This window comes from Micromonospora sp. NPDC002717, assembly GCF_040295705.1.
Lineage (GTDB): Bacteria > Actinomycetota > Actinomycetes > Mycobacteriales > Micromonosporaceae > Micromonospora.
Genome location: NZ_JBEOVW010000029.1, coordinates 34,644 through 60,972 on the forward strand (window position 1 = coordinate 34,644; position 26,329 = coordinate 60,972).

The 26,329-nt window shown below is 72.1% G+C and carries 27 protein-coding genes and 4 tRNA genes; 5 read left to right on the forward strand and 26 right to left on the reverse strand.

The features are described from left to right. Positions 1-2: 2 nt before the first annotated feature. The 13 genes from rplA to ABT006_RS29195 all read right to left on the reverse strand — a co-directional run bounded on the left by rplA (position 3) and on the right by ABT006_RS29195 (position 9,080). The gene (gene rplA / locus ABT006_RS29135) at positions 3-719 is read right to left on the reverse strand and encodes a 50S ribosomal protein L1 (RefSeq protein WP_350711554.1); all 717 of its coding nucleotides are present in this window, start codon (positions 717-719) and stop codon (positions 3-5) included. Between the two features lie 80 nt (positions 720-799). Then, on the reverse strand, positions 800-1,231 hold the full coding sequence (gene rplK / locus ABT006_RS29140; RefSeq protein ID WP_350711556.1) for a 50S ribosomal protein L11: 432 nt from the start codon (positions 1,229-1,231) through the stop codon (positions 800-802). 184 nt (positions 1,232-1,415) lie between these two features. After that, entirely contained in the window at positions 1,416-2,138 is a 723-nt protein-coding gene (gene nusG / locus ABT006_RS29145; protein WP_350711557.1) for a transcription termination/antitermination protein NusG, read from the reverse strand. 38 nt (positions 2,139-2,176) lie between these two features. After that, on the reverse strand, positions 2,177-2,569 hold the full coding sequence (gene secE, locus ABT006_RS29150) for a preprotein translocase subunit SecE (RefSeq protein ID WP_350681616.1): 393 nt from the start codon (positions 2,567-2,569) through the stop codon (positions 2,177-2,179). Between the two features lie 212 nt (positions 2,570-2,781). Continuing rightward, positions 2,782-2,854: transfer RNA gene (locus ABT006_RS29155), tRNA-Trp, on the reverse strand. A gap of 126 nt (positions 2,855-2,980) precedes the next feature. Then, the gene (locus ABT006_RS29160; protein WP_350681617.1) at positions 2,981-3,373 is read right to left on the reverse strand and encodes a MaoC family dehydratase; all 393 of its coding nucleotides are present in this window, start codon (positions 3,371-3,373) and stop codon (positions 2,981-2,983) included. A gap of 1 nt (position 3,374) precedes the next feature. Then, on the reverse strand, positions 3,375-3,821 hold the full coding sequence (locus ABT006_RS29165) for an FAS1-like dehydratase domain-containing protein (RefSeq protein ID WP_350711559.1): 447 nt from the start codon (positions 3,819-3,821) through the stop codon (positions 3,375-3,377). Between the two features lie 125 nt (positions 3,822-3,946). Next, a complete protein-coding gene (rpmG, locus tag ABT006_RS29170; protein WP_013288652.1) occupies positions 3,947-4,114 on the reverse strand; it encodes a 50S ribosomal protein L33 in 168 nt (55 codons plus the stop codon). Between the two features lie 132 nt (positions 4,115-4,246). Further along, a tRNA-Met gene (locus ABT006_RS29175) sits at positions 4,247-4,319 on the reverse strand. A gap of 25 nt (positions 4,320-4,344) precedes the next feature. Continuing rightward, positions 4,345-4,417, reverse strand: a tRNA-Thr gene (locus ABT006_RS29180). 96 nt (positions 4,418-4,513) lie between these two features. Beyond that, entirely contained in the window at positions 4,514-7,042 is a 2,529-nt protein-coding gene (locus tag ABT006_RS29185) for a putative bifunctional diguanylate cyclase/phosphodiesterase (protein ID WP_350711561.1), read from the reverse strand. A gap of 51 nt (positions 7,043-7,093) precedes the next feature. Continuing rightward, positions 7,094-7,234 carry a hypothetical protein gene (locus tag ABT006_RS29190; RefSeq protein WP_350711563.1) on the reverse strand — a complete coding sequence of 47 codons (141 nt, stop codon included), beginning with the start codon at positions 7,232-7,234 and terminating at the stop codon, positions 7,094-7,096. Between the two features lie 625 nt (positions 7,235-7,859). Then, positions 7,860-9,080, reverse strand: a complete 1,221-nt coding sequence (locus tag ABT006_RS29195; protein WP_350711565.1) for a low temperature requirement protein A — start codon at positions 9,078-9,080, stop codon at positions 7,860-7,862. Positions 9,081-9,658: 578 nt separating this feature from the next. Between ABT006_RS29195 and ABT006_RS29200 the strand changes: the two genes are divergently transcribed. Then, positions 9,659-9,967, forward strand: coding sequence for a hypothetical protein (locus ABT006_RS29200; RefSeq protein ID WP_350711566.1), 309 nt, complete (start codon positions 9,659-9,661; stop codon positions 9,965-9,967). A gap of 121 nt (positions 9,968-10,088) precedes the next feature. Here the strand turns inward: ABT006_RS29200 and ABT006_RS29205 are convergent, their stop codons facing one another. From ABT006_RS29205 to ABT006_RS29215, 3 genes are all read right to left on the reverse strand, one after another. Next, positions 10,089-10,667 (reverse strand): hypothetical protein, encoded by a 579-nt coding sequence (locus ABT006_RS29205; RefSeq protein WP_350711568.1) that lies wholly within the window; start codon positions 10,665-10,667, stop codon positions 10,089-10,091. A 192-nt stretch (positions 10,668-10,859) separates the two neighbouring features. Continuing rightward, positions 10,860-11,210 carry a hypothetical protein gene (locus tag ABT006_RS29210; RefSeq protein ID WP_350711570.1) on the reverse strand — a complete coding sequence of 117 codons (351 nt, stop codon included), beginning with the start codon at positions 11,208-11,210 and terminating at the stop codon, positions 10,860-10,862. A gap of 721 nt (positions 11,211-11,931) precedes the next feature. Beyond that, positions 11,932-12,015 (reverse strand) — tRNA-Tyr (locus ABT006_RS29215). A gap of 148 nt (positions 12,016-12,163) precedes the next feature. Between ABT006_RS29215 and ABT006_RS29220 the strand changes: the two genes are divergently transcribed. Further along, positions 12,164-12,658, forward strand: a complete 495-nt coding sequence (locus ABT006_RS29220) for a YajQ family cyclic di-GMP-binding protein (protein ID WP_350711572.1) — start codon at positions 12,164-12,166, stop codon at positions 12,656-12,658. A gap of 342 nt (positions 12,659-13,000) precedes the next feature. Here the strand turns inward: ABT006_RS29220 and ABT006_RS29225 are convergent, their stop codons facing one another. Then, positions 13,001-14,263, reverse strand: coding sequence for a multidrug effflux MFS transporter (locus ABT006_RS29225; RefSeq protein ID WP_350711574.1), 1,263 nt, complete (start codon positions 14,261-14,263; stop codon positions 13,001-13,003). 74 nt (positions 14,264-14,337) lie between these two features. On the opposite strand from ABT006_RS29225, the gene ABT006_RS29230 reads away from it, so the two are divergent. Beyond that, positions 14,338-14,781 (forward strand): MarR family winged helix-turn-helix transcriptional regulator, encoded by a 444-nt coding sequence (locus tag ABT006_RS29230; protein ID WP_350711575.1) that lies wholly within the window; start codon positions 14,338-14,340, stop codon positions 14,779-14,781. Positions 14,782-14,856: 75 nt separating this feature from the next. Here the strand turns inward: ABT006_RS29230 and ABT006_RS29235 are convergent, their stop codons facing one another. The 8 genes from ABT006_RS29235 to ABT006_RS29270 form a co-directional block, all read right to left on the reverse strand. Further along, positions 14,857-16,116: an MFS transporter gene (locus ABT006_RS29235; RefSeq protein WP_350711576.1), complete on the reverse strand. Its 1,260-nt coding sequence runs from the start codon at positions 16,114-16,116 to the stop codon at positions 14,857-14,859. A 145-nt stretch (positions 16,117-16,261) separates the two neighbouring features. Next, complete coding sequence (gene htpX, locus ABT006_RS29240; protein WP_350711578.1) at positions 16,262-17,137, reverse strand: zinc metalloprotease HtpX; 876 nt, start codon at positions 17,135-17,137, stop codon at positions 16,262-16,264. A gap of 188 nt (positions 17,138-17,325) precedes the next feature. Continuing rightward, positions 17,326-18,861 (reverse strand): NADH-quinone oxidoreductase subunit N, encoded by a 1,536-nt coding sequence (locus tag ABT006_RS29245; RefSeq protein WP_350711580.1) that lies wholly within the window; start codon positions 18,859-18,861, stop codon positions 17,326-17,328. Positions 18,862-19,061: 200 nt separating this feature from the next. Beyond that, positions 19,062-20,567 (reverse strand): complex I subunit 4 family protein, encoded by a 1,506-nt coding sequence (locus tag ABT006_RS29250; RefSeq protein ID WP_350711581.1) that lies wholly within the window; start codon positions 20,565-20,567, stop codon positions 19,062-19,064. Continuing rightward, complete coding sequence (locus tag ABT006_RS29255) at positions 20,564-22,498, reverse strand: NADH-quinone oxidoreductase subunit 5 family protein (protein WP_350711583.1); 1,935 nt, start codon at positions 22,496-22,498, stop codon at positions 20,564-20,566. The genes ABT006_RS29250 and ABT006_RS29255 overlap by 4 nt, the downstream gene beginning before the upstream one ends. Next, complete coding sequence (nuoK, locus tag ABT006_RS29260; RefSeq protein ID WP_350711585.1) at positions 22,495-22,959, reverse strand: NADH-quinone oxidoreductase subunit NuoK; 465 nt, start codon at positions 22,957-22,959, stop codon at positions 22,495-22,497. The genes ABT006_RS29255 and nuoK overlap by 4 nt, the downstream gene beginning before the upstream one ends. Beyond that, the gene (locus ABT006_RS29265; protein WP_350711586.1) at positions 22,956-23,549 is read right to left on the reverse strand and encodes an NADH-quinone oxidoreductase subunit J family protein; all 594 of its coding nucleotides are present in this window, start codon (positions 23,547-23,549) and stop codon (positions 22,956-22,958) included. Before ABT006_RS29265 ends, nuoK begins: the two co-directional genes overlap by 4 nt. Continuing rightward, entirely contained in the window at positions 23,546-24,172 is a 627-nt protein-coding gene (locus tag ABT006_RS29270; protein WP_350711588.1) for a NuoI/complex I 23 kDa subunit family protein, read from the reverse strand. The genes ABT006_RS29265 and ABT006_RS29270 overlap by 4 nt, the downstream gene beginning before the upstream one ends. Positions 24,173-24,266: 94 nt before the next feature. Between ABT006_RS29270 and ABT006_RS29275 the strand changes: the two genes are divergently transcribed. After that, the gene (locus tag ABT006_RS29275) at positions 24,267-24,533 is read left to right on the forward strand and encodes a Uma2 family endonuclease (protein WP_350711589.1); all 267 of its coding nucleotides are present in this window, start codon (positions 24,267-24,269) and stop codon (positions 24,531-24,533) included. Between the two features lie 18 nt (positions 24,534-24,551). Here the strand turns inward: ABT006_RS29275 and ABT006_RS29280 are convergent, their stop codons facing one another. Beyond that, on the reverse strand, positions 24,552-24,986 hold the full coding sequence (locus ABT006_RS29280) for an ester cyclase (RefSeq protein ID WP_350711591.1): 435 nt from the start codon (positions 24,984-24,986) through the stop codon (positions 24,552-24,554). 264 nt (positions 24,987-25,250) lie between these two features. Here ABT006_RS29280 and ABT006_RS29285 point away from each other — a divergent pair, with 264 nt between their 5' ends. Beyond that, positions 25,251-26,270, forward strand: a complete 1,020-nt coding sequence (locus ABT006_RS29285; protein ID WP_350711620.1) for a glutathione S-transferase family protein — start codon at positions 25,251-25,253, stop codon at positions 26,268-26,270. Positions 26,271-26,329 lie beyond the last annotated feature (59 nt).

A 26,329-nucleotide genomic window follows, 5' to 3' on the forward strand; every position in this document is an offset into this window, starting at 1 on the left:
GCTCAGCCCTCGGCCGGGGCCTCCTGCAGGTTCTTCACCAGGTTCGGGTCGACCGGGACGCCCGGGCCCATGGTGGTGGTGAGGGTGACCTTCTTGAGGTACTTGCCCTTCGCGGCGGACGGCTTGGCCCGCAGGACCTCGTCGAGGACCGCCGCGTAGTTGTCGATCAGCTGGGTCTCCGAGAACGAGGCCTTGCCGATGATCAGGTGCAGGTTGGAGTGCTTGTCCACCCGGAAGGTGATCTTGCCGCCCTTGATGTCCGCGACGGCCTTGGTGACGTCCATGGTCACCGTGCCGGTCTTCGGGTTCGGCATGAGACCGCGCGGGCCCAGGATCCGCGCGATCCGGCCGATCTTGGCCATCTGGTCCGGCGTGGCGATCGCCGCGTCGAAGTCGAGCCAACCACCCTGGATCCGGGCGACCAGCTCGTCGGTGCCCACCTCGTCCGCACCGGCGGCGGCGGCCTCCTCGGCCTTCGCGCCGGCGGCGAAGACGATCACGCGGGCGGTCTTACCGGTGCCGTGCGGCAGGTTGACCGTGCCGCGGACCATCTGGTCCGCCTTGCGGGGGTCGACGCCGAGGCGCATCGCGACCTCGACCGTGGCGTCGAACTTGACGTTGGTGGTCTCCTTGGCCAGCTTCACGGCCTCGGCGGGGGTGTAGAGCTTGGACCGGTCGACGACCTCGGCGGCCTTGCGGTAGCTCTTGCTGCGCTGCATGTTCTGGTAACTCCTGTGGTCTATGGCGGGCCGCGGCGTCCGCACGCCCTCCCACGAACTGGATCTGGCGGTGACCGGCGTCAGTCGGTGACGTTGAGGCCCATCGACCGGGCGGTGCCGGCGATGATCTTCTCAGCCTGGTCGACGTCGTTGGCGTTGAGGTCGGCCATCTTCTTCTCGGCGATCTCGCGTACCTGGGCGCGGGTGACCGAGCCGACCTTCTCCTTGTGCGGGACGCCCGAGCCCTTCTGCACGCCGGCGGCCTTGATCAGCAGCCGGGCGGCGGGCGGGGTCTTCAGCACGAACGTGAAGCTGCGGTCCTCGTAGACGCTGATCTCGGCGGGGACGATGTCGCCCCGCTGGGACTCGGTCTGCGCGTTGTAGGACTTGCAGAACTCCATGATGTTCACGCCGTGCTGGCCGAGCGCGGGGCCGACCGGCGGCGCCGGGGTGGCCTGGCCCGCCGGCAGCTGAAGCGTGAAAGTCTTGACGAGCTTCTTCTTCGGAGGCATGTCTCTTCCTGGGGCTTGAAACTGGGAAAGGTGCCGGCCGCGGGCGCGCACGGTCAGCGCGATGCGACAGCGGCGACGTTCTAGGGTAGCGCAGCGTCCCGCCGCCCCTCCCGCCGAGGTCGCACGGGCGGGTGGAACGAGTACGCCGGCGGCGGGCTGCTGCCCACCGCCGGCGACCGGGACCTCAGATCTTGGCGACCTGGTTGAAGTTGAGCTCCACCGGCGTCTCGCGGCCGAAGATCGACACGAGCACCTTGAGCTTCTGCTGGTCGGCGTTGATCTCGCTGATCGTCGCCGGCAGCGAGGCGAAGGCGCCGTCGGTGACGGTGACCGAGTCGCCGACCTCGAAGTCGAGGACCTTGATCTCGGGCTTGGCCTTCTTCTGCTCGGTCTCGACGGCCGGCGCCAGCCACTTCAGCACCTCGTCGAGGGAGAGCGGGGCCGGGCGGTCGGCCCGGTCCGTGGCGCCCACGAAGCCGGTCACGCCCGGCGTGTTGCGCACGCAGGAGTAGGACTCCGCGGTCAGCTCCATCCGGACCAGGATGTAGCCCGGGAAGACCTTGGCCTGCACCTGCGACCGCTTCCCGTTCTTGACCTCGACCTCTTCCCGGGTCGGCACCTCGACCTGGTAGATGTAGTCCTCCATGTCGAGGCTCGTGATCCGGGTCTCGAGGTTGGTCTTGACCTTGTTCTCGTAGCCGGCGTACGAGTGCACCACGTACCAGTCGCCCGGCGCGTAACGCAGCTTCTGCCGCAGCTCGGCGACCGGGTCGTAGTTCTCGTCCGGGGCGGGCTCGGTGGTGGGGAACTCCGGCTCGCTGGCGGCCTCGACCGACTCGTCACCAGCCGCCGTCGCCACCGTGGACTGCTCGTCCGTGGTCTCGGCGGTCTCGTCGTACTCAGGCACGCTCGCTCACTTCCGTCACTATCGGCTCAGTCGGCCGGTCAGCTGGGGTTGCCGAAGACCCACAGCACGCCCTTCGCGAAGGCGAAGTCCAGGCCGGCCACGATCGTCAGCATCACCGTGACGAAGGCGACCACCACGGCCGTGTAGGTCAGCAGCTCCTTGCGGGTCGGCCAGATGACCTTACGCAGCTCGGCCACGACCTCGCGGATGAATCGGGCGATGCGGCCGAACAGACCGACGCGATCGGTGTCCGTCTTGGTCTTGGGCCGGCTGTCGGCCGACTCGGCCTTCGCCCGCGACCGCGTCGCGGTGCCGCCCCGGGAGACCGGCTCCTCGGCGTCGGTGGCGTCGTCGTCGGCCACGTCGTCGACGACCTCGTCGTGCAGACGGTCGTCGCCGGCGTCCTCGCCGCGCCGCTTCTTGTCGGCCACTTCGCCCTCCGTCGCGGGATGTCGGGTCGCACGCGGTGGGCGTGCGCAGCGCTTGGTCACGCCGGCCGGACCAACCGTCCCGCGACGGGCCGCGGCCGGTGGACCGGCCGGACGGACCCGAATGCCTCGGAACCACCCCGCCGATGCCACCACCACGGGCCGGACGCCGCCCTGCGGCGGCGCGACCCACGGGAACGGTCAGGCCTGAGGCGCAGGGGTGACAGGACTTGAACCTGCAGCCTGCGGTTTTGGAGACCGCTGCTCTGCCAATTGAGCTACACCCCTGTGCGGCAACGCTCACCCCGCCCGGTCAAAGGACCGTGCAGGGGTCACTTGCCCCACGGCGGACCAGTGTACGGGTAGTCGCACGACTTTCCCAACCGGTCTGCCCATCGCGCGTCGCGCGCCTGGTCAGCGGGCCGTCCGGACGGTCGCCCGGGCCTGCGAGAGCACCTTCTCCCCCCGGCAGGTCGCGGTCACGTCGAGCCTGGTCAGGCCCTCCTCGGTGACCTCCCGGACGACCGCCGTGACCTCGATCTCGGTGCCCTCGTCGTCGTCGGGGACGACCACCGGCCGGGTGAAGCGGACGTTGTAGTCGACCACCGCGTCCGGCCTGCCGGCCCACTCCGTCAACGCGCGGCCGACCAGCGCCATGGTGAACATGCCGTGGGCGATCACGCCGGGCAGACCCACCTTGGTGGCGAACCGGTCGCTCCAGTGGATCGGGTTGAAGTCCCCCGAGGCGCCGGCGTAGCGGACCAGGTCCGCGCGCGTCACCCGGAACGTCTTGGCTGGCAGCTCCATCTCAGCCCTCCCCGCGTACGACGAGCTTCGACCAGACGGTCACCACCGGCTCCCCGGTCGACGTGCCGACCTCGGTGCGGGTGGTCAGGAAGTCGTGCCCGCCGCGGCTGCTGACGTCCTCGACGACGCAGACGCAGACCAGCTCGTCCCCCGCCACCACCGGACGGGTGTAGGCGAAGCGCTGGTCGCCGTGGACGACCCGGCTGTAGTCCACGCCGAGGGCCGGGTCGTCGATGATCTGCTGGCTGGCGGCCATGCTGACCACCACGGGGAAGGTCGGCGGGGCGACCACGTCCGGGTGGCCGAGCGCGCGGGCGGCCTCCGGGTCGTGGTGGGCCGGGTCGGCGGCGCCGATCGCCGTCGCGAACTCACGGATCTTTTCTCGGCCCACCTGGTAGGGGGCGGTCGGCGGGTACGTCCGGCCGACGAAGGACGGGTCCAGGGACATGCCGCGAACCTACACGCAAAACAAGATCGCCGATCCGTACGGGGCGACGGCGGCCGGAGCCGCGCCGTCCTGACGGACCGGCGATCGGGAAGTGCGGGGACCAGGCCGGCGGAGCCGGCCGCGGGTCAGCGGGTCTCGCGGTGGACCGTGTGCTTGCCGTCCCGCGGGCAGAACTTCTTCAGCTCGATGCGGTCCGGGTCGTTACGACGGTTCTTGCGCGTGATGTAGTTGCGCTCCTTGCACTCCACACACGCCAAAGTGATCTTCGGCCGGACATCGGTCGCCTTCGCCACGGCGGAGTGCCTTCCTCGCTACGGGTAACAACTACGGCGCATCAGCCTACGCGCTGACCACGCGGACATGCAAAGTGGGCGCCTGTGGCGCCCATCCCACCGGCCACCGGGAGCTAGCCCGGTGAACGAGAGTAGCGGTGGCCGGACTTGAACCGGCGACACAGCGATTATGAGCCGCTTGCTCTGCCATCTGAGCTACACCGCCGTGGCGGGTCCAGCCGGACCCTCTGAGCCCCCTTACGGAATCGAACCGTAGACCTTCTCCTTACCATGGAGACGCTCTGCCGACTGAGCTAAGGGGGCCTGCGCGATCTCCCCGGGGGGTGACGCGCAGGGGATACATTACACGGCCGTGCGGCGGAGATGAAATCGGATCCCCCAGAGCCGCGTTTCCACAGCTCAGGGCACGACGCGCAGCCGGGGCAGCTCCCCGGCGGAGATCGTCTCCGGATCCACCTGGGCGCCGAACCAGGCCTCCAGCCGCTCGTACGGCAGCGGCCGGCTGAACAGGAAGCCCTGGCCGATCTCGCAGCCGATGTCCTGGAGCAGTTCCAGGGTCAGCTCGCTCTCCACCCCCTCGGCGACCACGGCCAGGCCGAACTGCTGGGAGAGGGTGACCACGGCGTTCACGATCGCCAGGTCGCCCGGGTCCGTCGCCATGCCCTGCACGAAGGAGCGGTCAACCTTCACCTCGTGCACGGGCAGCCGGCGCAGGTGCGCCAGGGACGAATCCCCCGTGCCGAAGTCGTCCACCGACAGCCGTACGCCGAGGTCCCGCAGCCGCCGCAGGGTCGGGATGGGACGGTCGGTGCCGTCCAGCACCCCGGCCTCCTTGATCTCCAGCGTGAGCCGTTGCGGCGGTACGTCGTACTCGTCGAGCAACTCCTGCACGCGGGCCGGGAAGTGCTGGTCGGTGAGCGTACGGGCGGAGAGGTTGACCGCGACGGAGAGCGGCTGGCCGGCGTGCGACCAGTCCCGGCTGCGCCGCAGCCCCTCGCGGAGCACGAACTCGGTGAACCGGCCGAGCTGGCCGGTGTGCTCGGCCACCGCGACGAAGTCCTCCGGGGCGACCGACCCGTGGGCCGGGTGCTCCCACCGCGCCAGGCACTCCACGCCGACCAGCCGGCGGTCCCGCAGCGTCACCTTCGGCTGGAAGTAGACCTTCAGCTCGCCGTCGTCCAGCGCCCGCCGCAGGTCGCCGGCGAGCCCCAGCCGCCGCAGCGACCGGGACTCCAGCGCCGGACTGAACAGCTGCACGCTGCCCGGCACGGACTTGGCCGCCGTCGCCGCCAGGTCCACCCGTTGCAGCAGGGAGGCCGCGTCGCTGCCGTGATCCGGGTGTACGGCGACGCCGACCGCCGTGTCCACGTCCAGGGTGAGCGCGTCGAAGACCATCTCGTCGCGGATCTGCTCGCGCAACTGCGCGGCCAGCTCCACCGCCGCCTCGGCGCTCTCCAGCCGCAGCGTGACCAGGAACTCGTCCCCGCCGGCCCGGCCGACCAGGGCCGACGACGGGGCGCAGGCGCGCAGCCGGTCGGCGACCTCGGCGAGGACCTTGTCGCCGGCCGCGTGCCCCAGGGACTCGTTGACCTGTCTCAGCCGGTCGACGTCGAACAGCAGCAGCGCCACCACCTCGCCGGGTGCCCGGATCTTGACCGCCTCGTCCAGGGCGCCGGTGATCCGCCGCCGGTTGGGCAGCTTGGTCAACGCGTCGTGGTACGCGTCGTGCCGTAGCCGGTCGACCAGCCGGGAATTCTCCAACGCCACCGCCGCGTGCGCCGCCACCGTCTCGAACAGGGGCACGTCGGTGCGGACGAAGTGATTACTGTCACCGAGGCGGTTGGCGACCTCCAGCGTCCCGATGACCGCCTGGCCGGACCGCAACGGGATGACGATCACGTCCTTGACGCGCTCCGCCGACAGCGCCGCGCGCAGGTCTGCGTCGGTCATCAGGCCCCGCCCGACGGCCACCGTACGGCCCTCGTCGCGGGCGCGTTCGCGCAGCGCGGCCGGCGTCTTGGCGAAGTCGAGCAGGCCCGGGTCGTCGTTGCGCGCGGTGAGCAGCACCTCCGGGTGCCGCCCCTGGGCGGGCAACCAGAGGGTGGCGTACTCGGCCTGCATCAGGGCCCGTACCCGCCCGAGGAGGGCGTCGGGCAGGGTCCCGTACTGACCGCTCTCGCTCACCGCGCGACTCAGTTCGTACATGTCGGCGAGCGTGCGGTGCTGCCGGAAGAACTGGGCGTACGCCCGGTAGACGAGCGCCAGCGCGGCGACCAGGACCGCCAGCAGCAGCAACGACCACCAGGTGGCGGCGATGAGGATCAGGACGATCATCCCGCAGGCGATGTTGATCGCCGCGGCCAGCAGGCCCGGCGGGGACTTCCGGAAGACCTCGCGCCCGGCCTGCCAGCCCTGGAGCAGCGTGTGCACCCCGGCGATCGCGGTGAGGCTCACCAGGTTCACCATGCTCGCCGCGACGAACAGGGTCAGCCAGGTGGCCGGACCCACGCCCTGCACCGGTGGGAACGCCTGGAGCACCAGGACCGCCAGCGAGGAGCCGGCGGCGGCCCGGGCCACGTTGAACCAGAACTTCGTGGCGGTGGAGGGGTGCCGCAGGTGGGTGATGATCGCCGAGAGTGTGTAGATGGCGACGACCGTGAGCGGCCGGACGAGGAAGAACGCCAGGACGAGCGGGATCTCGTTGAGCGTCATCCCGATGGACTGCCGCCGGACCGTGAAGTTCAGCACCGGCATGCCGGCAGCCACCATGGCCACCAGCAGCAGCACTGCCAGTGGCCATTCGCCGAACGGCTCCGGGGCGACCAGGCCGACGACCGTGGCGCAGACGACGGCGAGCATCGCCAGCGGCCCGGTGATCAGCCAGGCGTACTCCGTCGAGCGGGGACCGGTGCGGCCTCGACCCGCCATGCCGCTCCCCTCACCGGCCGCGCCGGCTCACATCATCGACGTCGTGTTTCGTCAGAGCTTGGGCATGTTCCAGACGAAATCCAACAACTGGGCGTCGCCGACGTTCGAGGCGTCACCGACGAAGACGCCACCAGCCACGGCGGCGAGTACGAAAAACGAGCCAAGCAGCCGGCCCAGCCTTCGACCAGACATGTTTGCTCCTGTCAGGGAAGTGTCACGGGGATGGTGGAGGTTCCACGATCGTGCCACAAGGCAGGTACCCAGAAAAGCCGTGCGCCTGCTGGCGGCCCGAGCGTCGGTGACGTTCCGCCGTTCGGACCACCACCCTCGTCGCAGCAGACCAGATCACGAGCCTGCGACGGCCACCACCCACTTCGTACAGTGCCGAATACGACCTTCGACGCATACCGCTCGGCGACCGGGCTGGCAGGGGTCGGCCGATCGTACGGCTACCACCCATCAGTCGCCCGGGAAGCCGCACCACCCATCCGGACACGCGCCCGGGCATCGACCACCATACCCGGTCTGCGCCATCGCACCAGTGTCGAGACACCATGCGTCCGATCGGTGGAGGGCAATGCGGCCGGAGCGGCGGATCCGGATAATCCGGTCACGATCGGGGCTGCGGGAGCGGACGCCTCCCGTCCGGCGCCGCACGGGCCTCGCCGGCCGTCCGGATGTGCGTCGGCTCCCCGTCGATGCGGTTGACGTAGACCCGAAGCAGCACGGCGACGCCGTGGCCCGGACGCCGGGCAACCTCCGTCGGCGGGACGCCGGCATCCGGCCAGAGCGAGGCCGCCGTATGACGTAGGTCGACCTAGTGCGCCGGGGAGGGCGCCTCGGGGGGACGGCCGGCGGCGTGACGGGCGTCGGCGAGGGCGACGGCGAGCAGCACGAGCGCGGCCACGACCGCAGCGGCCAGCGGTGGGGCGAAATACAGGGGAACGGCGGCAACAGCCAGGGCGACGATGGCGACGACGCGGCGGAGGGAAAGTCGGTCGAACACGATGCGTTCCAGACGGATGCGGCCGTAGAGGAACAGCGCTGGACCGCCGAGGATCGCGACGAGCCACACCGGCTCGGGCCGGCCGCCCGGGTGTTTCAGCACGATCTCGAAGCCGACGGCGGCGGCGACGATGCCCGTCACCATGACGACGTGGGCAGTGCCGGTGGCGCGGCCGGCGGCGTACCGGTCCCCCGCCGCGGCGACGGCTTCGGCGAGGACCTGGCCGGAGCGGTAGAAGTAGATGCGCCACAACAGCACCGTCGACAGGAACGCCACCACGAGCCCCGCGGCGGTCGCTGCGGTGACCGGCTGGTAGGTCAGCGTGAGGCCGACGGCGAGCACGGTTTCCCCGAGGGCGATCATCAGGAACTGCTGGTAGCGCTCGGGCAGGTGGTGGCGGCTGTCCATGGCCCACGCACTGATCTGCGCCGGCCGGGCCATCCCCGGCACCGGCCAGCGCAGCTGCCCGGCGACGATGTCAATGGTCACGGCGACCCCCCACAGGGCGGCCCGGGTGCCGCCGGTGACGACCGCGCCGGCGAGCCAGATCACCGCCGTGGCCGCGTACCACAGCACTGACCGGAGGTAGAGCTGCCGGAGGGGGTGCCCGCGCAGCGCGGGCATCAGGATGAGCGGCCGGCCGCACTGCAGGATCACGTACGGCAGCGCGAACGCCCACCCGCGGCCCACGAACGCGTACGGCAACGAGGTCGACATGACCAGCAGACCGAAGGCACTGGCCAGCACAATCCACTGGATCTTGCGGCGGCGGGGGTCGAACCAGCTGGTGATGTGTGCGGTCGTGATCCACAACCAGATCAGCGGCAGCGACAGCACCAGCAGGAAGGCCATCGACCGCCACCGGACGACAGCGTCATCGCTGACGATGTCCCGGGTGACGCGGCTGACCACCCCGGCCAGGGCGAACACCAACACCAGGTCGACGAACAGTTCCAGGAAGTTGGCCTGCCGCACGTTCTCGCGACGTTGCAACAGGTCCTGACCCTGTCCACCGCCTTCCGGATGTCCCATACCGCTCATACTCACCGCCACCCGCCCGGCTCACCGGGGGTTGGACGTCGTACACCCGGAGGGAAGCCGCACACCGGTGACCGGCAACGGCTCCTGGCCCGGCCAGGATGTCGTACGAAATCTTGGGCTCGCTCCCAGACGCCAGGTCCGGTCCCACCTGGTGCTTGACGCTCGGTCCGGACGACGTGGTGATCTACAAAGTGGGACAGGGGCCGGGCGGTTACGTCGTGCTGTCGGGTTTGCCGTTCGTCGCGTCTCTGGCTGCGGCCCCGGCCCGAGCCGCCTCGGCCTGCCTCCCGATCAGGTCAGTCTTGCCGGCCGGTCGGGACCAGGTGCAGGTGACGGGTCCGATGGCCGGGGGCATTGGCTCGCAGAACCAGTGCATGACCCCAGCACGGTAGGGCCAGTAGCAGTAGTCCAAAGGCCTCAGCAATTCGACGCAGGGCGCGACGATCCAGGTCCGCGACGCCGACCACGATGCACCCGAAGCCTCCGACCAGCATGAACGTCGACAAACAGGGGTACGGCGACACAGGGGCCGCCAATTAGGATCCGGTAACCACACCGGAGGGGGTCAGATGGAGACATGGCGTGTCCTGGCGGCTGTCATCGTCGGCCCGGCTGTGAGCCTCGTAGGCGTCGCCCTGGCCACCAACTTTCGCGGCGTGACGGAGTGGCACGTGCGGCGGTCGATGTCCACGGCGGGGGTGCTGCGGCGAGTTCCGCCATGGCGCTGGCTACCAGACGTCCCGCACGAGGAGCGCCTGGCGCGCTTCATCCTGTTGGAACGGGTGGTCGGCGTAGTTTTCGCAGTCGGCGGCGCCATGATCTTGATCACTGTCGGCTACAACATCTTGACCGGCCAGCCGATGCGTACGGTGAAGTAGACGATCTGATCGCAACCGCCGGCTGATGCAGGTCCGAGATCTTGATCTTCCGCGCGGGAGCGCCTCAGGGCTTCCGACTGCCGCGCCAGCCCAACCCCTGGTTGAAGGCACCGCAACGCGCTCATGCGCTGTAGCGCGTAGTCCACGTCCGCTGCTGGAGGTGCCACCCGCGTGACGCCTCGTGCTTGATTAGGACACAGGCGATGGGGAAGTCCAGGCCCCCTGCCTCGGCGAAGCGGTCGGTGAGCCACTCGTACAGGTGCCGTGTGGCGAACCGGCCGGCCTGCTGCAGCCGTCCGATCTCGTCGACCTTGATGCCGCAGTTCGCGAAGGCGGACCAGCCGAACCCGAAGCGGTTGAACCTGGTTGCATAGAGCGATTCACCGAGGCTGTTGACACGGATATAGCCGCCGTCGCGGTCGGCGGCAACGAGATTGATGCCGAAGGCTCCACGGTCGACCTCCAGCCTGAAGATCAGCGCGCCGGTATCGGCGTGATACGGGTAGCTGAAAATCTCCCGCAGTTCCTCGATGGTGTCGTCACGCTCGGCATCGACGTTCCTAACAATCTGCGCCCGGATGATGTCGCTAATCATGTCGATGGTCCTGACGTAGCCGGTGGTACGGATCATGCTGCCGCTTGCAAGATCCGCGAGACGAAGCCTAGGCCGGACGAACCGGAGCAGACACACCCGGTTCACGAGGCCGAGGGTGTTGATCCCGGTGCCACGTAGGTGACACAGCCAGCGAGATCGAGCGGGCTAGAGCAGGACTCAGCGAGACTCACGAAAGAGGCCCTTGACCGGCGTTCACACTGGTCAAGGGCCTCTTTCTACACCTGGTGGCGGCTCGACCGCCCACCATGTGCCCACGTCCGCTGGGGCCGCCGTTCCTCAGTCGTCCCGAGGCATCGGCCACACGTCCCGGGAGTCGTTGAAGGCGCCTCCCGGCGGCGGCTCGACCGTCAGTGACCTCAGCGCCACCGGCAGGGAGGCAATACCCCGTCTTATCGCCCGCCAGAACCCAGTCGCCAGGCGTACTACTGCGAGCGCGGCCGCCAGGCCCAGCGCCGACACCGCCACAGTGGCCCGCTTTGCTGACCGCAACTGCTCCGACTGCGTGTCCCTCGGCGAACGGACGGCAGACCAGGCCAGCAAAACCCCTACTGCGATCACGGCGGCAATGATCGACAACGGAAGCCACAGGTAGAGGAAGACGGCGGCCAGGACGGTGAAGATGTTCACAGGGGCCAGAATGCGCCGATCGGACGTCAGACGGAAGCGAGACGAGTGTCATCCGAGCGCGGAGCCGATCCTGTCGTTCATGGTGTCGTCTCCCCGTCGATGCGGTTGGCGTAGACCCGGAGCAGGACGGCGACACCGTGGCCCAGGCGCCGGGCGACCTCGGTCGGCGGGACGCTGGGCACATCCACTCGGCGGTGGACATCTCGGCGACAGCGCCGGCATGGCAGCGGACCATGTACCGATGCACAGCGAGGATGCCCTCACCAGCCTCCAGGACGCCGCCATCCTCTGGAGCGTCGGATCGAATACAGCGGCCGACGTAATCCAGGCAGCGACGCCAAAGTCGAGAGCAGATGAACCAAGAACTCTCATCCGAGTGCGTCGCCGATCTTTTTCGTTCATGGTGTCGTCTCCGCCGTCGACGCCGTTTCGCGTAGACCCAGAGCAGGACGGCGACGCCGTGGCCCAGGCGCCGGCGGCCTCGGTCTGCGAAACGCCAGCGTTCAGCCACGCGGGCCTCAGCCAATCACCACACGCAGGGCCCGTGCCAGCCGGTGCACGTCCGCCCGCACCCGCGTTCGCAGCCTCAGAGAGCCCTCAGGGACAAGATCGACCTGTCCACAACCAGTCGGGTCAACGGCTGGACGCAGCCGGACTCGGCCGGACATACGACAACGGCCCCCGATCAGCATTCCTGCTGGTCAGGGGCCGTTGGTGCTCCTGGTGGCGGGTAGAGGATTCGAACCTCTGTAGCTTTCGCGACGGATTTACAGTCCGCTCCCATTGGCCGCTCGGGCAACCCGCCAGGGCACCCCACCGCGTCGTAACGCGGCAGCGGTAGCAAGGATAGCGGCTCCCCCCGGCAGGAGCGCAACCGGGTACCGTCAGGGGGTCGTACCGCTGGTCAGCGGGGGACACAGGACCACAAACCGCCGGACAGCAGGAGCATGAGCATGGCAGCGAACCCGTCGTTCGACATCGTGAGCAAGGTCGACCGCCAGGAGGTCGACAACGCCCTCCGCCAGGCGGAGAAGGAGCTCGCGACGCGGTTCGACTTCCGGGGCACCGGCGCCGAGATCTCCTGGTCGGGCGAGGAGGCGATCAGCCTCCAGGCGGAGACCGAGGAGCGGGTACGGGCCGCGCTGGAGGTCTTCAAGGAGAAGCTGGTCAAGCGGAACATCTCGCTGAAGTCGCTGGACGCCGGGGACCCCCGCTCGTCGGGCAAGACCTTCAAGATCGACTGCAAGGTCATCCAGGGCATCGACTCGGACAAGGCCAAGGCGATCAGCAAGAAGATCCGCGACGAGGGCCCGAAGGGCGTCCAGGCGCAGATCCAGGGCGACCAGCTCCGGGTCACCGGCAAGAAGAAGGATGACCTCCAGGCCGTCATCGCGCTGCTCAAGGGCGATGACTTCGGCGTCGCCCTCCAGTTCACGAACTACCGGTAAGCCTCAGCCGCCTTGGCTGATCATCAGGTCGTCGACCTGCTGCAGCCTGGGCAGACGTCGTTGCCGTCGGTCGTCGTTCGGTATTTCCGTCTGACGGCCGGCGGCCCGGCGACGGCCTGGCCCCCTGCGGTCGGGCTCCGTGGTGCGCGCCGGGTCGGAGGCAGCGGCCCGGACGAGTGTCGCTGCCCAGCTGGCAAGGACCGGGGCAATCCGGCCGACGACGAGTACCGCGTCCGCTGACCGCTTCAACCGTGGCGACGGCCGCGTCGGGCGGCGCCGCGATCCGGGACTTCAACATCTGACGCCGCCACCTGCCATCGACGGGAACCGGCCCCGCCATGCTCACAGTCTGCCCTCGGCGGAGGCCGCCGTGATGGACCGGCGCGGGCGGGCCAGGGTGAGGACGACGGCGAGGGAGGCGATCGCCGCACCGGTGATCACCACTGCCATCGGGACGGCGGTGCCCTCCCCACCCAGCCCGACCAGCGGCGCCGCTGCCGCCCCCACCACCGACTGGATGGCGCCCAGCAGGGCGGCGGCGGTGCCGGCGTGGGCGGCGTGCCGGTCCAGGGCGAGCGCGGTGCCGTTCGGCGTCACCATGCCGAGTGATCCGACGAAGACGAACAGGGCCACCGCCACCAGCGGCAGGACGTCGAGCAGCGCGCCCGCGAGCACCGCGGCGGCGGCCAGCACCCCCACCCCGAGCGGCCCGATCAGCAGCCTGCGGGGTTCGAAGCGGTCCAGCAGGCGGGCGTTGGCCTGACCGACGGCGACCAGGGCGAGCGCGTTGACGCCGAAGATCAGGCTGAACGTGCCGGCCGAGACGCCGAAGACGTCCTGGAAGACGAAGGACGATCCGGAGATGTAGGCGAACAGTCCGGCGAAGGCGAGGCCCTGCGCCAGCGCGTACCCCAGGAAGATCCGGTCGGTGAAGAGCGAGCGGCCGGCGGCGGCCGTGGCGGCGAGGCCGCCGGTGCTGCGTCGGGATGCGGGCAGCGTCTCCGGCAGCCGCCACGCGACGGCGGCGGCGAGCAGCGCGCCGATCGCCGCGAGGGCGACGAAGACGGTACGCCAGGAGCCGAAGCGCAGCACCAGGCTGCCGAAGGCCGGTGCGGCCATCGGGGCGATGCCGAATACCAGGGTGAGCCGGGAGAAGTACTTCGCGGCGTCCCGGCCGGCGTAGAGGTCGCGGACGACGGCGCGCGCGACGACCACGCCCATGCCGCCGGCGAAGCCCTGCGCGAACCGCGCCGCGGCCAGGGCCTCGGCCGACGGCACGGCCGCGCAGAGCAGCGACAGCAGGGTGTACGCGCCGACGCCCACGAGCACCGGCCGGCGCCGGCCCCAGCGGTCGCTGAGCGGGCCGGTGACGAGTTGGCCGACCGCCATGCCGATCAGGCAGGTGGTCAGGGAGAGCTGGATCTGTGCCTGGCTGGCGGCCAGGTCGCGGGTCATCTCCGGGAACGCCGGGAGGTAGGTGTCCAGGGAGAGCGGCCCGAACGCGGTGATCGTGCCGAGCAGCACCAGCAGCACCGCGGCGGCCCGTCCCGTCGGCACGGCGACGCGCTCGTCCGGGCGTACGGGCGGCGCGGTGGCGTGCGGCATGGCGGTCCCTCCGTGGCGGCGGCCCGCATACGATAGCTCTGCCTACAGAGTTGTTGCAGCGGGGAGAGTGTCCTGTGACGGACGAGACGGTGGACCTGCTCAGCGGAGCCCTCGGCGACCTGCACCGGGTGCTGCGCCGGGCGGCCAGCCAGCGGGCCGGCCGCGTCGCCCTGCCGGACGCGCAGGTGGAGGTGCTGCGGCTGGTGCAGCGGCAGCCGGGCGTCGGCGTCCGCGAGGCCGCGGAGCGGCTGGGCACCGCGCCCAACACGGTCAGCACGCTGGTCGGCGAGCTGACCTCCGCCGGGCTGCTGCGCCGGGACCGGGACCCGGTCAACCGGCGGACCGTCCGCCTGGAACTGACCGACGCGGCGCGGGAGCGGATCACCGCGTACGGGCGGCACCGACGGGACCTGCTCGGCGCCGCGCTGGCGGGCCTGGACGACGCCGACCGGGAGGCGCTGCTCGCCGCCGCGCCGGCGCTGCGTCGCCTCGCCGACCGGATGACGCAGCAACGCTGACCCCCGCCGGTGGCCGAGACAGCCGGTGCCGGAACAGCTCGATGGCCGGGACCAGCCGGCGGCCGGCGGTGCGGGTCAGGCGGGCACGAGGTCCTCGGCGCGTACCGCGGTGGCCTCCGCGCGGGCGATGGGGCCGGTGGGCAGGGCCGCGATCCCGGCTCCGACGGCGACCGCCGCCCCGGCGAAGAGGAACGCCCACGGCACCCCGCCGGCGTGGTCGACGATGAGGCCGGCCACCGCGCCGCCGGCGGCGCTGGCACCCACCGACATGGTCACCACCCAGGTGTACGCCTCGTTGAGCATGCTGGTCGGCGAGATCCGGCCGACCAGGGTGTTCTCCAGGGTGAGCGCGGGCGCGATCGTGGCGCCGCCGATCACCAGGGCGGTGCCCAGCGCCGCCGGGGTGGGCATCACCGCGAAGACGGCGAAGCTGCCGGCCACCGCGGCGAGTAGCAGCGCGAACTGCCGGGTCATGTTCCGGGCCGGCTTGCGGACGCCGAACCAGAACCCACCCACCGCGCTGCCGACACCCCAGACGGCCAGCAGTACGCCGGCGAGGCTGTCCGGGTCGTCGGAGGTGTAGTCGGTCGCGAACGCGGGCACGGTCACGCCGGCCGCGCCGAAGGCGATGCCGAGGCTGGCCACGCAGAGCAGCAGCGCCGGGAAGCCGGGGACGCGCAGCGGCCCGAGCCCTCTGGTGTGGTGCTCGCGCGGGTGCGGCTGCCAGCCCCGCATCACCCGCCCCAGCGCCACCGCGGTGGTGCCGACGAGGGTCACCACGGCCGAACCGACCAGGGCGGCCCCGGCGTCGGCGACCAGGATGAAGCCGGCGACCAGCAGGGGGCCGAGCACGAAGACGATCTCGAAGAGGGTGGTCTCGGCGGCGAGCGCGGTGTTGCGCAGCTGCCGCCGGCCCGACGCGGGCGAGGTCAGGTCGTTCCAGGCGCCCCGGATCGCGGCGGTCAGCGGCGGGTACGTCGCCCCGGCCACGCCGGAGGCCACGAAGACCAGCGCCAGGCTGCCGGCGTCGGCGCGGGCGGACCAGAGCAGGCCGATCAGGGCGAGCGGGTGGGCGACCGCCGTGCCGAGCAGCACGGGGCTGGGGCCGATCCGGTCGGCGATCCGGCCGGCCACGGGGCTGAGCGCGGCACCGGCCAGGGCGTAGATGCCCCCGGCGACGGCGGCCAGCGAGTATCGCCCGGTGACCTGCTCGACGACCAGCAGCAGCGCCAGCGGCGTCATCCCGATCCCGAGTCGACCGATGATGCCGGTGATCAGCAGCATCGGCGCCCCGGGGATCCGCCAGACGCCCAGGTACTGGCGCAGTGCGGCCACGGTCGACCTCCAAGGGAGTGTAATGAGCGGAAAGCCCTTCCGACCCTAACGCCGGCCGGCCTTGGGACGAAACGGTTAACACGCTCACACATCGGTCCGCCCGTGCCCGGCGGCGCCGGGCACGGGCGGATAGGTGATCAACGCCTCAGCGCTGGAACTGCACCGGGCCGCTGCTCGCGGCCATCTGCTCCAGGCGCGCGACCCGCTCCTCCATCCGCGGGTGGGTGGAGAAGAGCGCGGCCACGCCGCCGCCCCGGAACGGGTTGTCGATCATCAGGTGGGCGGTGCTGGTGAGCTGCCCCTGGGCCGGCAGCGGCCGGCGCTGGGTGCCCATGTGGATCTTCCGCAGGGCGCTGGCCAGGGCCAGCGGGTCCCGGGTCAGCCGGGCGCCGGAGGCGTCCGCCTGGAACTCCCGGCTGCGGCTGATCGCGAGCTGGATGACGGTGGCCGCGATCGGGCCCAGGACGATGGTGAGCAGCAGCACGATCGGGTTCGGGGAGTCCTCGTCGTCGCCACCGCCCAGCGGGATGAACCAGGCGATGTTCGCCAGCATGGTGATGATGCCGGCCAGACCGGCCGCCACGCTGGAGATGAGGATGTCCCGGTTGTAGACGTGCGACAGCTCGTGGCCGATCACCCCGCGCAGCTCCCGGTAGTCGAGGATCTCGGTGATCCCCTGGGTCACGCAGACGGCCGCATGCTGCGGGTTCCGCCCGGTGGCGAACGCGTTGGGCTGGGACGTCGGGCTCACGTAGAGGCGCGGCATCGGCTGCCCGGCCTCGGTGGCCAGCTCGCGGACCATCCGGTACAGCTCGGGGAACTGTGCCTCGCTGACCGGTTGCGCCCGCATCGAGCGCAGCGCGAGCTTGTCGGAGTAGAAGTAGGTGACGCCGTTCATCAGCAGCGAGACGACGACGGCGATGACCAGTCCGCCACTGCCGCCGAACCAGTAGCCCACCGCCAGGATCAGCGAGGTGAGCAGGCCGAGCAACGCGGCGGTCTTCAGACGGTTGTGGTGCACGATCACTCCTTCGGTGCGCGGATCACGCGGGACCCGCTGACCGGTTCAACAACCCGGTACCCGTCAACCATCCGCCTCATGGCTGTGAGTTGCCTGGGATGTCCGGAGTGCCCGCCCGGATTACCGCCGCGATCAGCGGGAATCCGGGCGCGGGAGCCGCCGCCTGGAGCCGCCGCCTGACGGGTCCGTCAGCGGGCGGCGAGGTCGAGCACGAGTTGCGGAGCGAAACCGATCACCACGGCCACCACGGTCGCCACGACCAGCGCCGCGCCCACCGTCCCGGCCCGCACGGCGGCGGGAGCCGGGGCGCCGGCCGGCGTGGCGTCCCCACCGGCGGGGGCGGTGGGCCCGGCGACCGGGACCGTCGGAGCCACGGGCGGGGCGGCCCAGAGGGCGGCGGTGAGGCGCAGGTAGTAGGCGAGGCCGAGCACCGCGTTCACAGCCACCACCAGGGCCAGCCAACCCGCGCCGCCGTCCAGCAGCGAACGGACCACGGTCACCTTGGCGAAGAGGCCGGCCAGCCCCGGCGGCAGACCGGCGAGCCCGACCAGCGCCAACCCCAGCGCCGCCGCCCGCCACGGGTGCCGCCGGCCCGCACCGCGCAGGTCGTCGACCGTGCCGCCGTCCGCGCCCGCCGGGCGCAACGCCACCACGGCCGCGAAGGCCGCCAACTCCAGCACCACGAAGAAGACGGCGTACGCGACGGCGGCCGCGTACGCGGCGGTGCGGGCGTCGGCGGTGCGTCCGGCGGCCAGCGCCAACGCGCCGAGCGGGGCGAGGATGTAGCCGGCCTGGGCCACCGAGGACCAGGCGAGCAGCCGGACCGTACGCCGCTGGCGCAGTGCCACCAGGTTGCCCACGGTCATCGTCAGCACCGCGAGCAGGGCGAGCACCGGCCCCGTCACGTCGGCCGGCAGCGCGTGCTGCACGACGGCGAGCAGGGCCACCACGCCACCCAGCTTCGAGGCGGTGGAGAGGTATGCCGCCACCGGCAGCGGCGCGCCGTCGTAGGTCGCCGGCGCCCACGCGTGGAAGGGCACCGCCGCCACCTTGAACGCCAGCCCCAGCACGATCAGCGCCACGGCGGCGGTGGTCAACGGCAGGTCGAGCAGATCCGGCCGGTCGGTCAGGATCGCGCCGAGCCGGCCCAGGTGCAGCCCGCCCGTGGCCGCGTAGAGCAGCGCCGCCCCCAGCAGGGTCAGCGTGGTGGCGACCACGCTGACCACGAAGAAGGTGACGGCCGCCTCGGCGCTGGCCAGGCTGCCCCGGCGCAGCCCGACGAGCACGTAGAGCGGCAGGGTGAGCGTCTCCAGCGCCACGACCAGGGTGATCAGGTCGCCGGCCGCGCCGAGCACCACGCCGCCCGTCATCGAGCAGGCGAGCAGGAAGCAGTACTCCCCCGTCGGCGACTGCCCCGCCCGCAGCAGCGGCCCCGACAGTGCGAGCACCCCGAGCGTGAGCAGGGCGACGACCGCGGCGACCAGGGCGGCCCGGCCGCCGAAGACGTACGAGCAGTCGGGGCCGACGCAGAACGTCCGCCGCTCGTCCCCGCCGCCGACCAGGGCCGCGCCGAGCGCCGTGGCGACCGCGCCGACGGCGGCCGTCGCCAGCGTGACCCGGGAGCGGGCGACCAGGAGGTCGGCGAGCAGCACCAGCACGGCCGTCCCGGCGGCCAGGTACGCCGGGAGCAGCGCCACGTTGTCGACGCTCTGCACCACGCTCATGCCGGCACTCCGCTTCGCTGCGTGCCGTCATGAGGCACCAGAACGCTGAGCCTGATGATTCGCTCGCTCCGCTCGCTCATGCCGGCACTCCGCTTCGCTGCGTGCCGTCATGAGGCACCAGAACGCTGAGCCTGATGATTCGCTTGCTCCGCTCGCTCATGCCGACACCTCGCCGCGTCCGTTCCGCCGGCCCGGCTCGCTCATCGCAGCACCTCCACCAGGGCGTCCACGGGGGCCTCGGCGACGCCGAGCACCAGGGTCGGGGCCAGACCGACCGCGAGGGCCAGCAGCACCAGCGGCGCCCACGCGGCCAGTTCCGCGCCGGCCAGGCCGGGGGTCAGCCGCCCGACCGCCGGGCTGGGCCGCCCGTGCGTCACCTGCCGCAGCAGCCGCAGGAAGTACGCCGCGGTGAGCGCCCCGCCGAGCGCGGCCAGCACGCCCAGGGTGGTCCAGAGCGGCCCGCCGACCTCGACGGCGGCCACCACCGCGAACGCCTCGCCCCAGAAGCCGGCGAGCCCGGGCAGGCCGAGCGAGGCGACGGCGGCGAAGCCGAGCAGCCCGGCGAGCCGGGGCGCGGTCTCCCGCAGCCCGGAGAGGTCGTCGAGCGCCCCGGTGTGCGTACGGTCCTTGACCGCGCCGGCGAGGAAGAACAGCAGGCCGGTGATCACCCCGTGCGCGACGTTGCCGATCAGGGCCGCCTGGATGCCGGTGGTGGTGAGCGTGGCGACCCCGAGCAGCACGAAGCCCATGTGCCCCACGCTGGAGTACGCGATCAGCCGTTTCAGCTCGCGCTGCGCGAGGCAGACCAGCGACCCGACCAGGATCGCCGCGACCGCGAGCACGCCGAGCACCGGGGCGGCCCAGCGGGCGCCCTCCGGCGCCACTCCGACCGCGATCCGGATCAGCCCGTACGTGCCCATCTTGAGCAGCACCCCGGCGAGGACGACGCTGCCGACGGTGGGCGCCTGGGTGTGCGCGTCGGGCAGCCAGGAGTGCAGCGGCCAGAGCGGGCTCTTCACCGCGAACGCCAGCGCGAGCAGGGTGAACGCGGCGAGCTGGGTGCCCCGGGACAACCCGGCCCCGCCGGTGAGCGCCACGATGTCGGCGGTGCCCGCGGCGGCCACCACCGTGTAGATGCCGACCAGCAGCAGCACCGAGCCGAACAGCGTGTAGAGGGCGAACTTGCGGGCCGCCCGCCGCCGGTCCGCGCCGCCCCAGCCGGCGATGACCGCGTACATCGGCAGGAGGACGACCTCGAAGAACACGAAGAACAGCACGAGGTCGAGGGCGAGGAAGGTGCCGAGGATGCCGACCTCGACGACCAGCAGCAGCGCCACCAGCGCCCGCCCGCTGCCGCCCTCGGGCACCCGCCACATGGTGTAGGCGCAGCAGAGCAGGGTGAGCAGGGCCGTCAGCACGACCAGCGGCCAGGAGATGCCGTCCACCCCGAGGTGGAAGCGCAGGTCCAGACCGGGCACCCAGGGCAGGTCGAGCCGGTGCCACGGGCGCACGGCGGGGACGCCGGCCGCGTAGGTGGTCCAGCCGCGCTCGCCGAGGACGAGCAGCGCGGCGGCCACCAGGGTCAGCGCGGCGACGGCCGTACCGAGCGCCCGGGCCGCCCGCTCCCGGGGCGTCGCGGCCACCGCGAGCGCGCCCAGCGCCGGCAGCGCCAACACCGCGACCAGCAGGAACTCTCCGAGGCTCATGCCGAAACTCCGATCAGCACGGCGGCCAGCCCGATCAGCAGCGCGCCGGCGAGCACCCCGGCTGCCGCGCGTGGCAGCGCGGCCCGGTGCAGGGCCGCCAGCCCGCCGCCGAGGCCGAGCGCGGCCCGGCCGCTGCCCTCGACCGCGCCGTCCACCACCACCTCGTCGGCCGTACGCGTCGCCCGGGCCACCGCCGCCGTCGGGCGTACGACCAGGGCACGCTGGACGTCGTCGAGCCGGAACGCGGCGGCGAAGACCGGCCGCAGCGGGCCCAGCGCGGTCGCCGGGTCGGCGGCCGGGTCCCGCCGCCAGCGGAGCCAGGCCAGCCCCGCCCCGACGGCCAGCAGCGCCAGCGGCAGCAGCAGTTCCGGATTGACGTGGACCAGGAGGTGCTCGCCCGGCTCGCCCGCGGTGGGCGCGAGCAGCAACCGGCGGGCGAAGGCCCAGTCGAAGCCGGCGAGGCCGAGCAGGGCGGCCGGCACGGCGAGCAGCAGCACCGGCCAGCGCATCACGGCGGGCGGGTCGTGCGGGTGGGCCAGCGGGATCCGCGTCTCGCCGAAGAAGGTGCGCAGCAGCAGTCGGGTGGCGTACCAGGCGGTTACCGCGACGCCGACCAGCCCGGCCAGCCAGACCAGCCAGCCCACCCAGGACGGAGCCGGCCCGGTGCCGTGCAGCGCGGCGTCCCCCGCGGCGGCGAGCACGCCGTCCTTGCTCCAGAAGCCCGACAGCGGGGGCAGCCCGGCCAGGGCGCCCAGGCCGACCACCGTGCACCAGAAGGTGACCGGCATGGCGCGGCGCAGCCCACCCATCCGGGACATCAGCGTGGTGCCGACCGCGTGGATCACCGCGCCGGCGGCGAGGAAGAGCAGCGCCTTGAACGCGGCGTGGGTGAGCAGGTGGAACAGCGCGGCGGGAGTCGAGCCGACCGCGAGCGCGCCGGTCATGTAGCCGATCTGGGAGACCGTCGACCAGGCCAGCACCCGCTTGAGGTCGTCCTGCGCGGTGGCGGCGAACGCGCCGAGCAGCAGGGTGACCGAGGCCATGACCCCCAGCACGGCCAGCGCGACCGGGGTGACCTCGAACAGCGGGTAGAGGCGGGTCACCGCGTACACGCCGGCGGCGACCATGGTGGCGGCGTGGATCAGCGCCGAGATCGGCGTCGGGCCGGCCATCGCGTCCGGCAGCCAGGTGTGCAGCGGGAACTGGGCGCTCTTGCCGGCCACCCCGGCGAGCAGCAGCAGGCAGGCCGCGGTCAGCGTGCCGGTGCCGTGGTCGTGCGCGAGCACGTCGGCGATCCGGAAGCTGCCGGCCGAGACGCCCAGCAGCGCGATGCCGAGGAGGAAGCCGACGTCGCCGAAGCGGGTCACCAGGAACGCCTTCATCGCGGCGGCCGGCGCCTCGGGCAGCCGACGGTCGTGGGCGATGAGCAGGTAGGAGCAGATGCCCATCACCTCCCAGCCGACCAGCAGCAGGATCAGGTCACCGGCGACCACCACCAGCAGCATGGCGGCGGTGAAGAGGCTGATCTGCGCCGCGTACGGCGGGTAGCGGTGGTCGGCGTCGACGTCGTCGTGCGGACCCCGGCGCAGGTAGCCGATCGAGTAGACCTGCACGGCCAGGGCCACCGCGGCGACCGCGACGGCCACCAGCGCGGCGGCCGAGTCGAGCCGGACCCCGAGGGTCACGGTCAGCCCGCCCAGGTCGACCCAGGTGGTGGACGCCTCCACCGGCCGGTCGAGGGTGACCAGCAGGGCGACGGCGAGCGTCAGCGCGCCGGCCGCCCCGGCCACGCCGAGCGCGATCGCCGTCCGGCGCGCCCGGTCCCCGCCCGTCCCGGCGCCGCGCGGCGAGGGCGGCAGCAGCAGGCCGAGCAGGCCCGCGACCAGCGGTACGGCCGGCAGCAGCGCGCCGAGCGTCGTGGTCGTGCTCACCGCTCCCCCTCCGGACGGTCGGCGGATCCGGATGGGCCGCCGGTCCCGGCGGCGGATCCGGACCGGGCATCGGTCCCGGCGGCGGACCCCGGCCTGGTGTCGGTCCCGGCGGCGACCCCGGCCACGGCCGGCCCGGCCGGACGTGCGGTCGGCGGGCGCTCGGTCAGCGGGACCTCGTCGACGGCGACGCTGGCCCGCAGCCGGTAGAGCTGGAGCACGATCGCCAGGCCGACCCCGATCTCGGCGGCGGCCAGCACGATCACGAAGAGCGCGAAGACCTGCCCGCCGTGCGGCAACTGCGCCCGCACGGTGGTGTCGGCGGTGACCAGGATCAGGTTGACCGCGTTGAGCATCAGCTCGACGGCCATCAGCACCAGCACCGCGTTGCGCCGACGCAGCACGCCGTAGACGCCGAGGCCGAACAGCAGCGCGGCGGTGACGTACGGGATGACCGGCCTCACCGCGACCGCCCGCCGTCGCCGCCCGGACCGCTCCCGGTGGTCGCCGTCCCCGGCCGCCCGCCTGACCGGTCGGTGTCGGGGCGGTCGGTGCCGGGCCGGCCGATGTCGGGGCGGGAGAGCACGATCGCGCCGACCAGGGCGGCCAGCAGCAGCACCGAGAGCACCTCGAACGGGAGCACCCAGCTCCGGAAGATCTGGTCGCCCAGGCGTTCCGCGGTGCCCGCGTCGGGCAGGTCCACGGCCGTCCAGCGGTAGGCGTCGACCAGCAGGGCCGCCAGGCCCGACCCGGTGCCCCCGCCGATCAGCGCCGCGGGCCAGCCGGGCCGGTCCAGGTCGTCGGAGGCGCCGATCGGGGCGCGGGTGAGCATCACCGCGAACAGCAGCAGCACCACCACCGCGCCGACGTAGATGAGCACCTGCACCCAGGCCACCAGCTCGGCGGTGAGCACCAGGTACATCCCGGCCAGCGCGCCGAGGCAGACCACGAGGTAGAGACCGGCCCGCACCAGGTGCCGGGTGGCCACCACCAGCGCCCCCGAACCGACCGCCACCGCGCCGAGGGCGAGCAGCAGCACGTCCGCACCGGTCATGCGCCGGCCTCGGGCTCGGGGCGTACGGGCGGGGCGGCGGGGCGGGCGGCGGGGGCCGCCGGGACCGCGGCCTTGCGCGCGGCGGTGGTCTCCTCCTTGGCCGGCTCGCCGTTCGGGTCATGCGCGGGCGGCGGCGGCACGGTGCCCATCCACTGCCCCAGGTGGTCCTTGTCGTGGAGCAGGTCCTTGATGTCGTACTCGGCGTACTCGAACTCAGGGGACCAGTAGAGCGCGTCGAAGGGGCAGACCTCCACGCAGATGCCGCAGTACATGCAGAGCGAGAAGTCGATGTCGAACCGGTCGAGCACGTTGCGCTGGCGGGGGCGGGCGGCGCCGGGCACCGCCACCTCCTCCTTGTGCGAGTCGATGTAGATGCACCAGTCCGGGCACTCCCGCGCGCAGAGCATGCAGACCGTGCAGTTCTCCTCCAGCAGCGCGATCACCCCGCGCGAGCGGGGCGGCAGCTCGGGGGCGACATCGGGGTACTGCTGGGTGGTCGAGCGGCGGGTCATCGTCTTCAGCGTGACCGCGAGCCCCTTGACCAGGCCCGCGCCCGGCAGGCCACGTTCTGGGCCGGCGCCGCCCGGCTCGCTGCGGTCGCTGCGGTCGGTCATGCCGACCATCCTGCCCTGTGGCCCCCGTGCGCGCGACCACCACCCGGGGTTGACCGGCGTACCGTGGGCGTGGGGAGAACGACGCACCCGAAAGGGACGACTGATGGTCGCCCTCGAAGAGGACTGCCCGGACGACCACGACGTCACTCAGGGCGTCGAGGTGCGGATCAGCCGCCCCCGTTCCTTCCTCCCCGACGTGCTGGTGACCACCTCGGCCGCCGCGCGACGCCAGCCCTCGCGGTACGAGCCGCACGAGGTGGTGCTCACCGCGGAGATCGTCTCCCCGAGCACGCAGTCGATCGACCGGGTGCTCAAGCCTGCGCTCTACGCGCAGGCCGGCATGTGGACACCGGCGAGCCGTTTCCGGTGAACCTGCCGCTCAGCCGGATCACTCCCCGGCTCCACCGAGGCCGCCGGGCGCGGGCGGCAGCATCTCGACGCCGAGCTGCTGGAGAAGCTGGAACAGCTCGTTGCAGCTCCACACGTCGACGATCCGGCCTGCGTCGTCGAAGCGCAGGAAACTCGCCCCCGAGTAGCTGACCACCTGTCCGGTCGGCGGCACCGGCCCGAACCGGCCGACCTGGGTGCCGGCTGCCCGCCAGTGCACCGCCACCCGGTTCCCGGCGGCCACCACGTCCACGATCTTGTAGCGCAGGTCGGGGAAGGCGGCACGGCGTTCCCGGTGCCACGCCAGCGTCGCCTCCGGGCCGGCGCCGCCCAGCCCCGGGCACTCCGGCGCGACCAGCTCGTACGCCGACTCCTCCCGCGCGGCGTTCCACACGTCGGCGATGAAGCGCCGGGCCGTCGCCTCCACATCGGTCATCGCGGCAGCGTAACCGCCGGCCGGGCCGCCCGACCCGAACGCCGGCCGCGCCGGGGAGGAGCCCGCGGGCGCGGCGGGCTGGCGCGCGGTGCGCCGGCGGAGGGTTGGCGCTCGGTGCGCCGGCGGAGGGTTGGCGCTCGGTACACCGGCGGGCGGCGGAACCCGCCATGATGGAACGAGCGACAGGCGACGGCGGAGGGGGCGGGCGTGGGCGACACCACCGAGGGCCGCGGCGGCGGCACGGCCAGCGGCGACGAGGTGCTGATGCGGACCGGCGGCAGGTACGTCGAGCCGGGCGGCGAGTTCACCCGGGACCAGCGTTACATCGCCACCCGGATCACCGCCGACGGCCGGGACGGCTGGCCGGTGCAGCCCGGCCGGTACCGGCTGGCCGTCAGCCGCGCCTGCCCGTGGGCGAACCGACTGATCATCGTCCGGCGGCTGCTCGGGCTGGAGGACGCGATCTCGATGGCGGTGGCCGGCCCGACCCACGACAAGCGGAGCTGGACGTTCGACCTGGACCCGGGCGGGCGCGACCCGGTGCTCGGCATCGAGCGGCTGGCGGAGGCGTACTTCGCGCGGTTCCCCGGCTACGAGCGGGGCATCACCGTGCCGGCGGTCGTGGACGTGCCGACCGGGCAGGTGGTCACCAACGACTTCGGGCAGATGAGCCTCGACCTGTCCACCGAGTGGACGGCGTACCACCGGGCGGGCGCGCCCGAGCTCTACCCGGAGCGGCTGCGCGACGAGATCGACGAGATGAGCGCGATCCTGTTCCGGGACGTCAACAACGGCGTCTACCGGTGCGGCTTCGCCGGCGACCAGGGGGCGTACGAGAAGGCGTACCACCGGCTCTTCGACCGGCTGGACTGGCTGAGCGACCGGCTGGCCGGGCAGCGCTACCTGGTCGGCGACACCGTCACCGAGGCCGACGTGCGGCTGTTCACCACGCTGGTCCGCTTCGACCCGGTCTACCACGGCCACTTCAAGTGCAACCGGAGCAAGCTGACCGAGATGCCGGTGCTCTGGGCGTACGCCCGAGACCTGTTCCAGACCCCCGGCTTCGGCGACACGGTGGACTTCGACCACATCAAGCGGCACTACTACGAGGTGCACCGCGACATCAACCCGACCGGGGTGGTGCCGCTCGGCCCCGACCTGGCGAACTGGCTCACCCCGCACGGCCGGGAGGCCCTCGGCGGTCGCCCCTTCGGCAACGGCACCCCGCCCCCGCCGCCCCCGCCCGAGGAGCGGGTCGACCCCACCCACACTCCCCTGTCCTAACCGCCGGTCTTGCACCTTGCGCCCACCAGATGCACCTCTGTCCCGAAACGACCGGGCCA

Bases quoted from the DNA above. Each gene is read 5' to 3' on its own strand.
- ABT006_RS29185 (WP_350711561.1), bottom strand. From the start codon at position 7,042: ATGGCGGGTCGAGGCCGCACCGGTCCCCGCTCGACGGAGTACGCCTGG.
- ABT006_RS29275 (WP_350711589.1), top strand. From the start codon at position 24,267: ATGGTCGCCCTCGAAGAGGACTGCCCGGACGACCACGACGTCACTCAG.
- ABT006_RS29280 (WP_350711591.1), bottom strand. From the start codon at position 24,986: ATGACCGATGTGGAGGCGACGGCCCGGCGCTTCATCGCCGACGTGTGG.
- ABT006_RS29195 (WP_350711565.1), bottom strand. From the start codon at position 9,080: ATGGGACATCCGGAAGGCGGTGGACAGGGTCAGGACCTGTTGCAACGT.
- ABT006_RS29160 (WP_350681617.1), bottom strand. From the start codon at position 3,373: ATGGAGCTGCCAGCCAAGACGTTCCGGGTGACGCGCGCGGACCTGGTC.
- ABT006_RS29200 (WP_350711566.1), top strand. From the start codon at position 9,659: ATGGAGACATGGCGTGTCCTGGCGGCTGTCATCGTCGGCCCGGCTGTG.
- rplK (WP_350711556.1), bottom strand. From the start codon at position 1,231: ATGCCTCCGAAGAAGAAGCTCGTCAAGACTTTCACGCTTCAGCTGCCG.
- ABT006_RS29190 (WP_350711563.1), bottom strand. From the start codon at position 7,234: ATGTCTGGTCGAAGGCTGGGCCGGCTGCTTGGCTCGTTTTTCGTACTC.
- ABT006_RS29245 (WP_350711580.1), bottom strand. From the start codon at position 18,861: ATGAGCGTGGTGCAGAGCGTCGACAACGTGGCGCTGCTCCCGGCGTAC.
- ABT006_RS29250 (WP_350711581.1), bottom strand. From the start codon at position 20,567: ATGAGCCTCGGAGAGTTCCTGCTGGTCGCGGTGTTGGCGCTGCCGGCG.
- ABT006_RS29265 (WP_350711586.1), bottom strand. From the start codon at position 23,549: ATGACCGGTGCGGACGTGCTGCTGCTCGCCCTCGGCGCGGTGGCGGTC.
- ABT006_RS29225 (WP_350711574.1), bottom strand. From the start codon at position 14,263: ATGCCGCACGCCACCGCGCCGCCCGTACGCCCGGACGAGCGCGTCGCC.
- ABT006_RS29285 (WP_350711620.1), top strand. From the start codon at position 25,251: ATGCGGACCGGCGGCAGGTACGTCGAGCCGGGCGGCGAGTTCACCCGG.
- ABT006_RS29165 (WP_350711559.1), bottom strand. From the start codon at position 3,821: ATGTCCCTGGACCCGTCCTTCGTCGGCCGGACGTACCCGCCGACCGCC.
- rplA (WP_350711554.1), bottom strand. From the start codon at position 719: ATGCAGCGCAGCAAGAGCTACCGCAAGGCCGCCGAGGTCGTCGACCGG.
- ABT006_RS29220 (WP_350711572.1), top strand. From the start codon at position 12,164: ATGGCAGCGAACCCGTCGTTCGACATCGTGAGCAAGGTCGACCGCCAG.
- ABT006_RS29270 (WP_350711588.1), bottom strand. From the start codon at position 24,172: ATGGTCGGCATGACCGACCGCAGCGACCGCAGCGAGCCGGGCGGCGCC.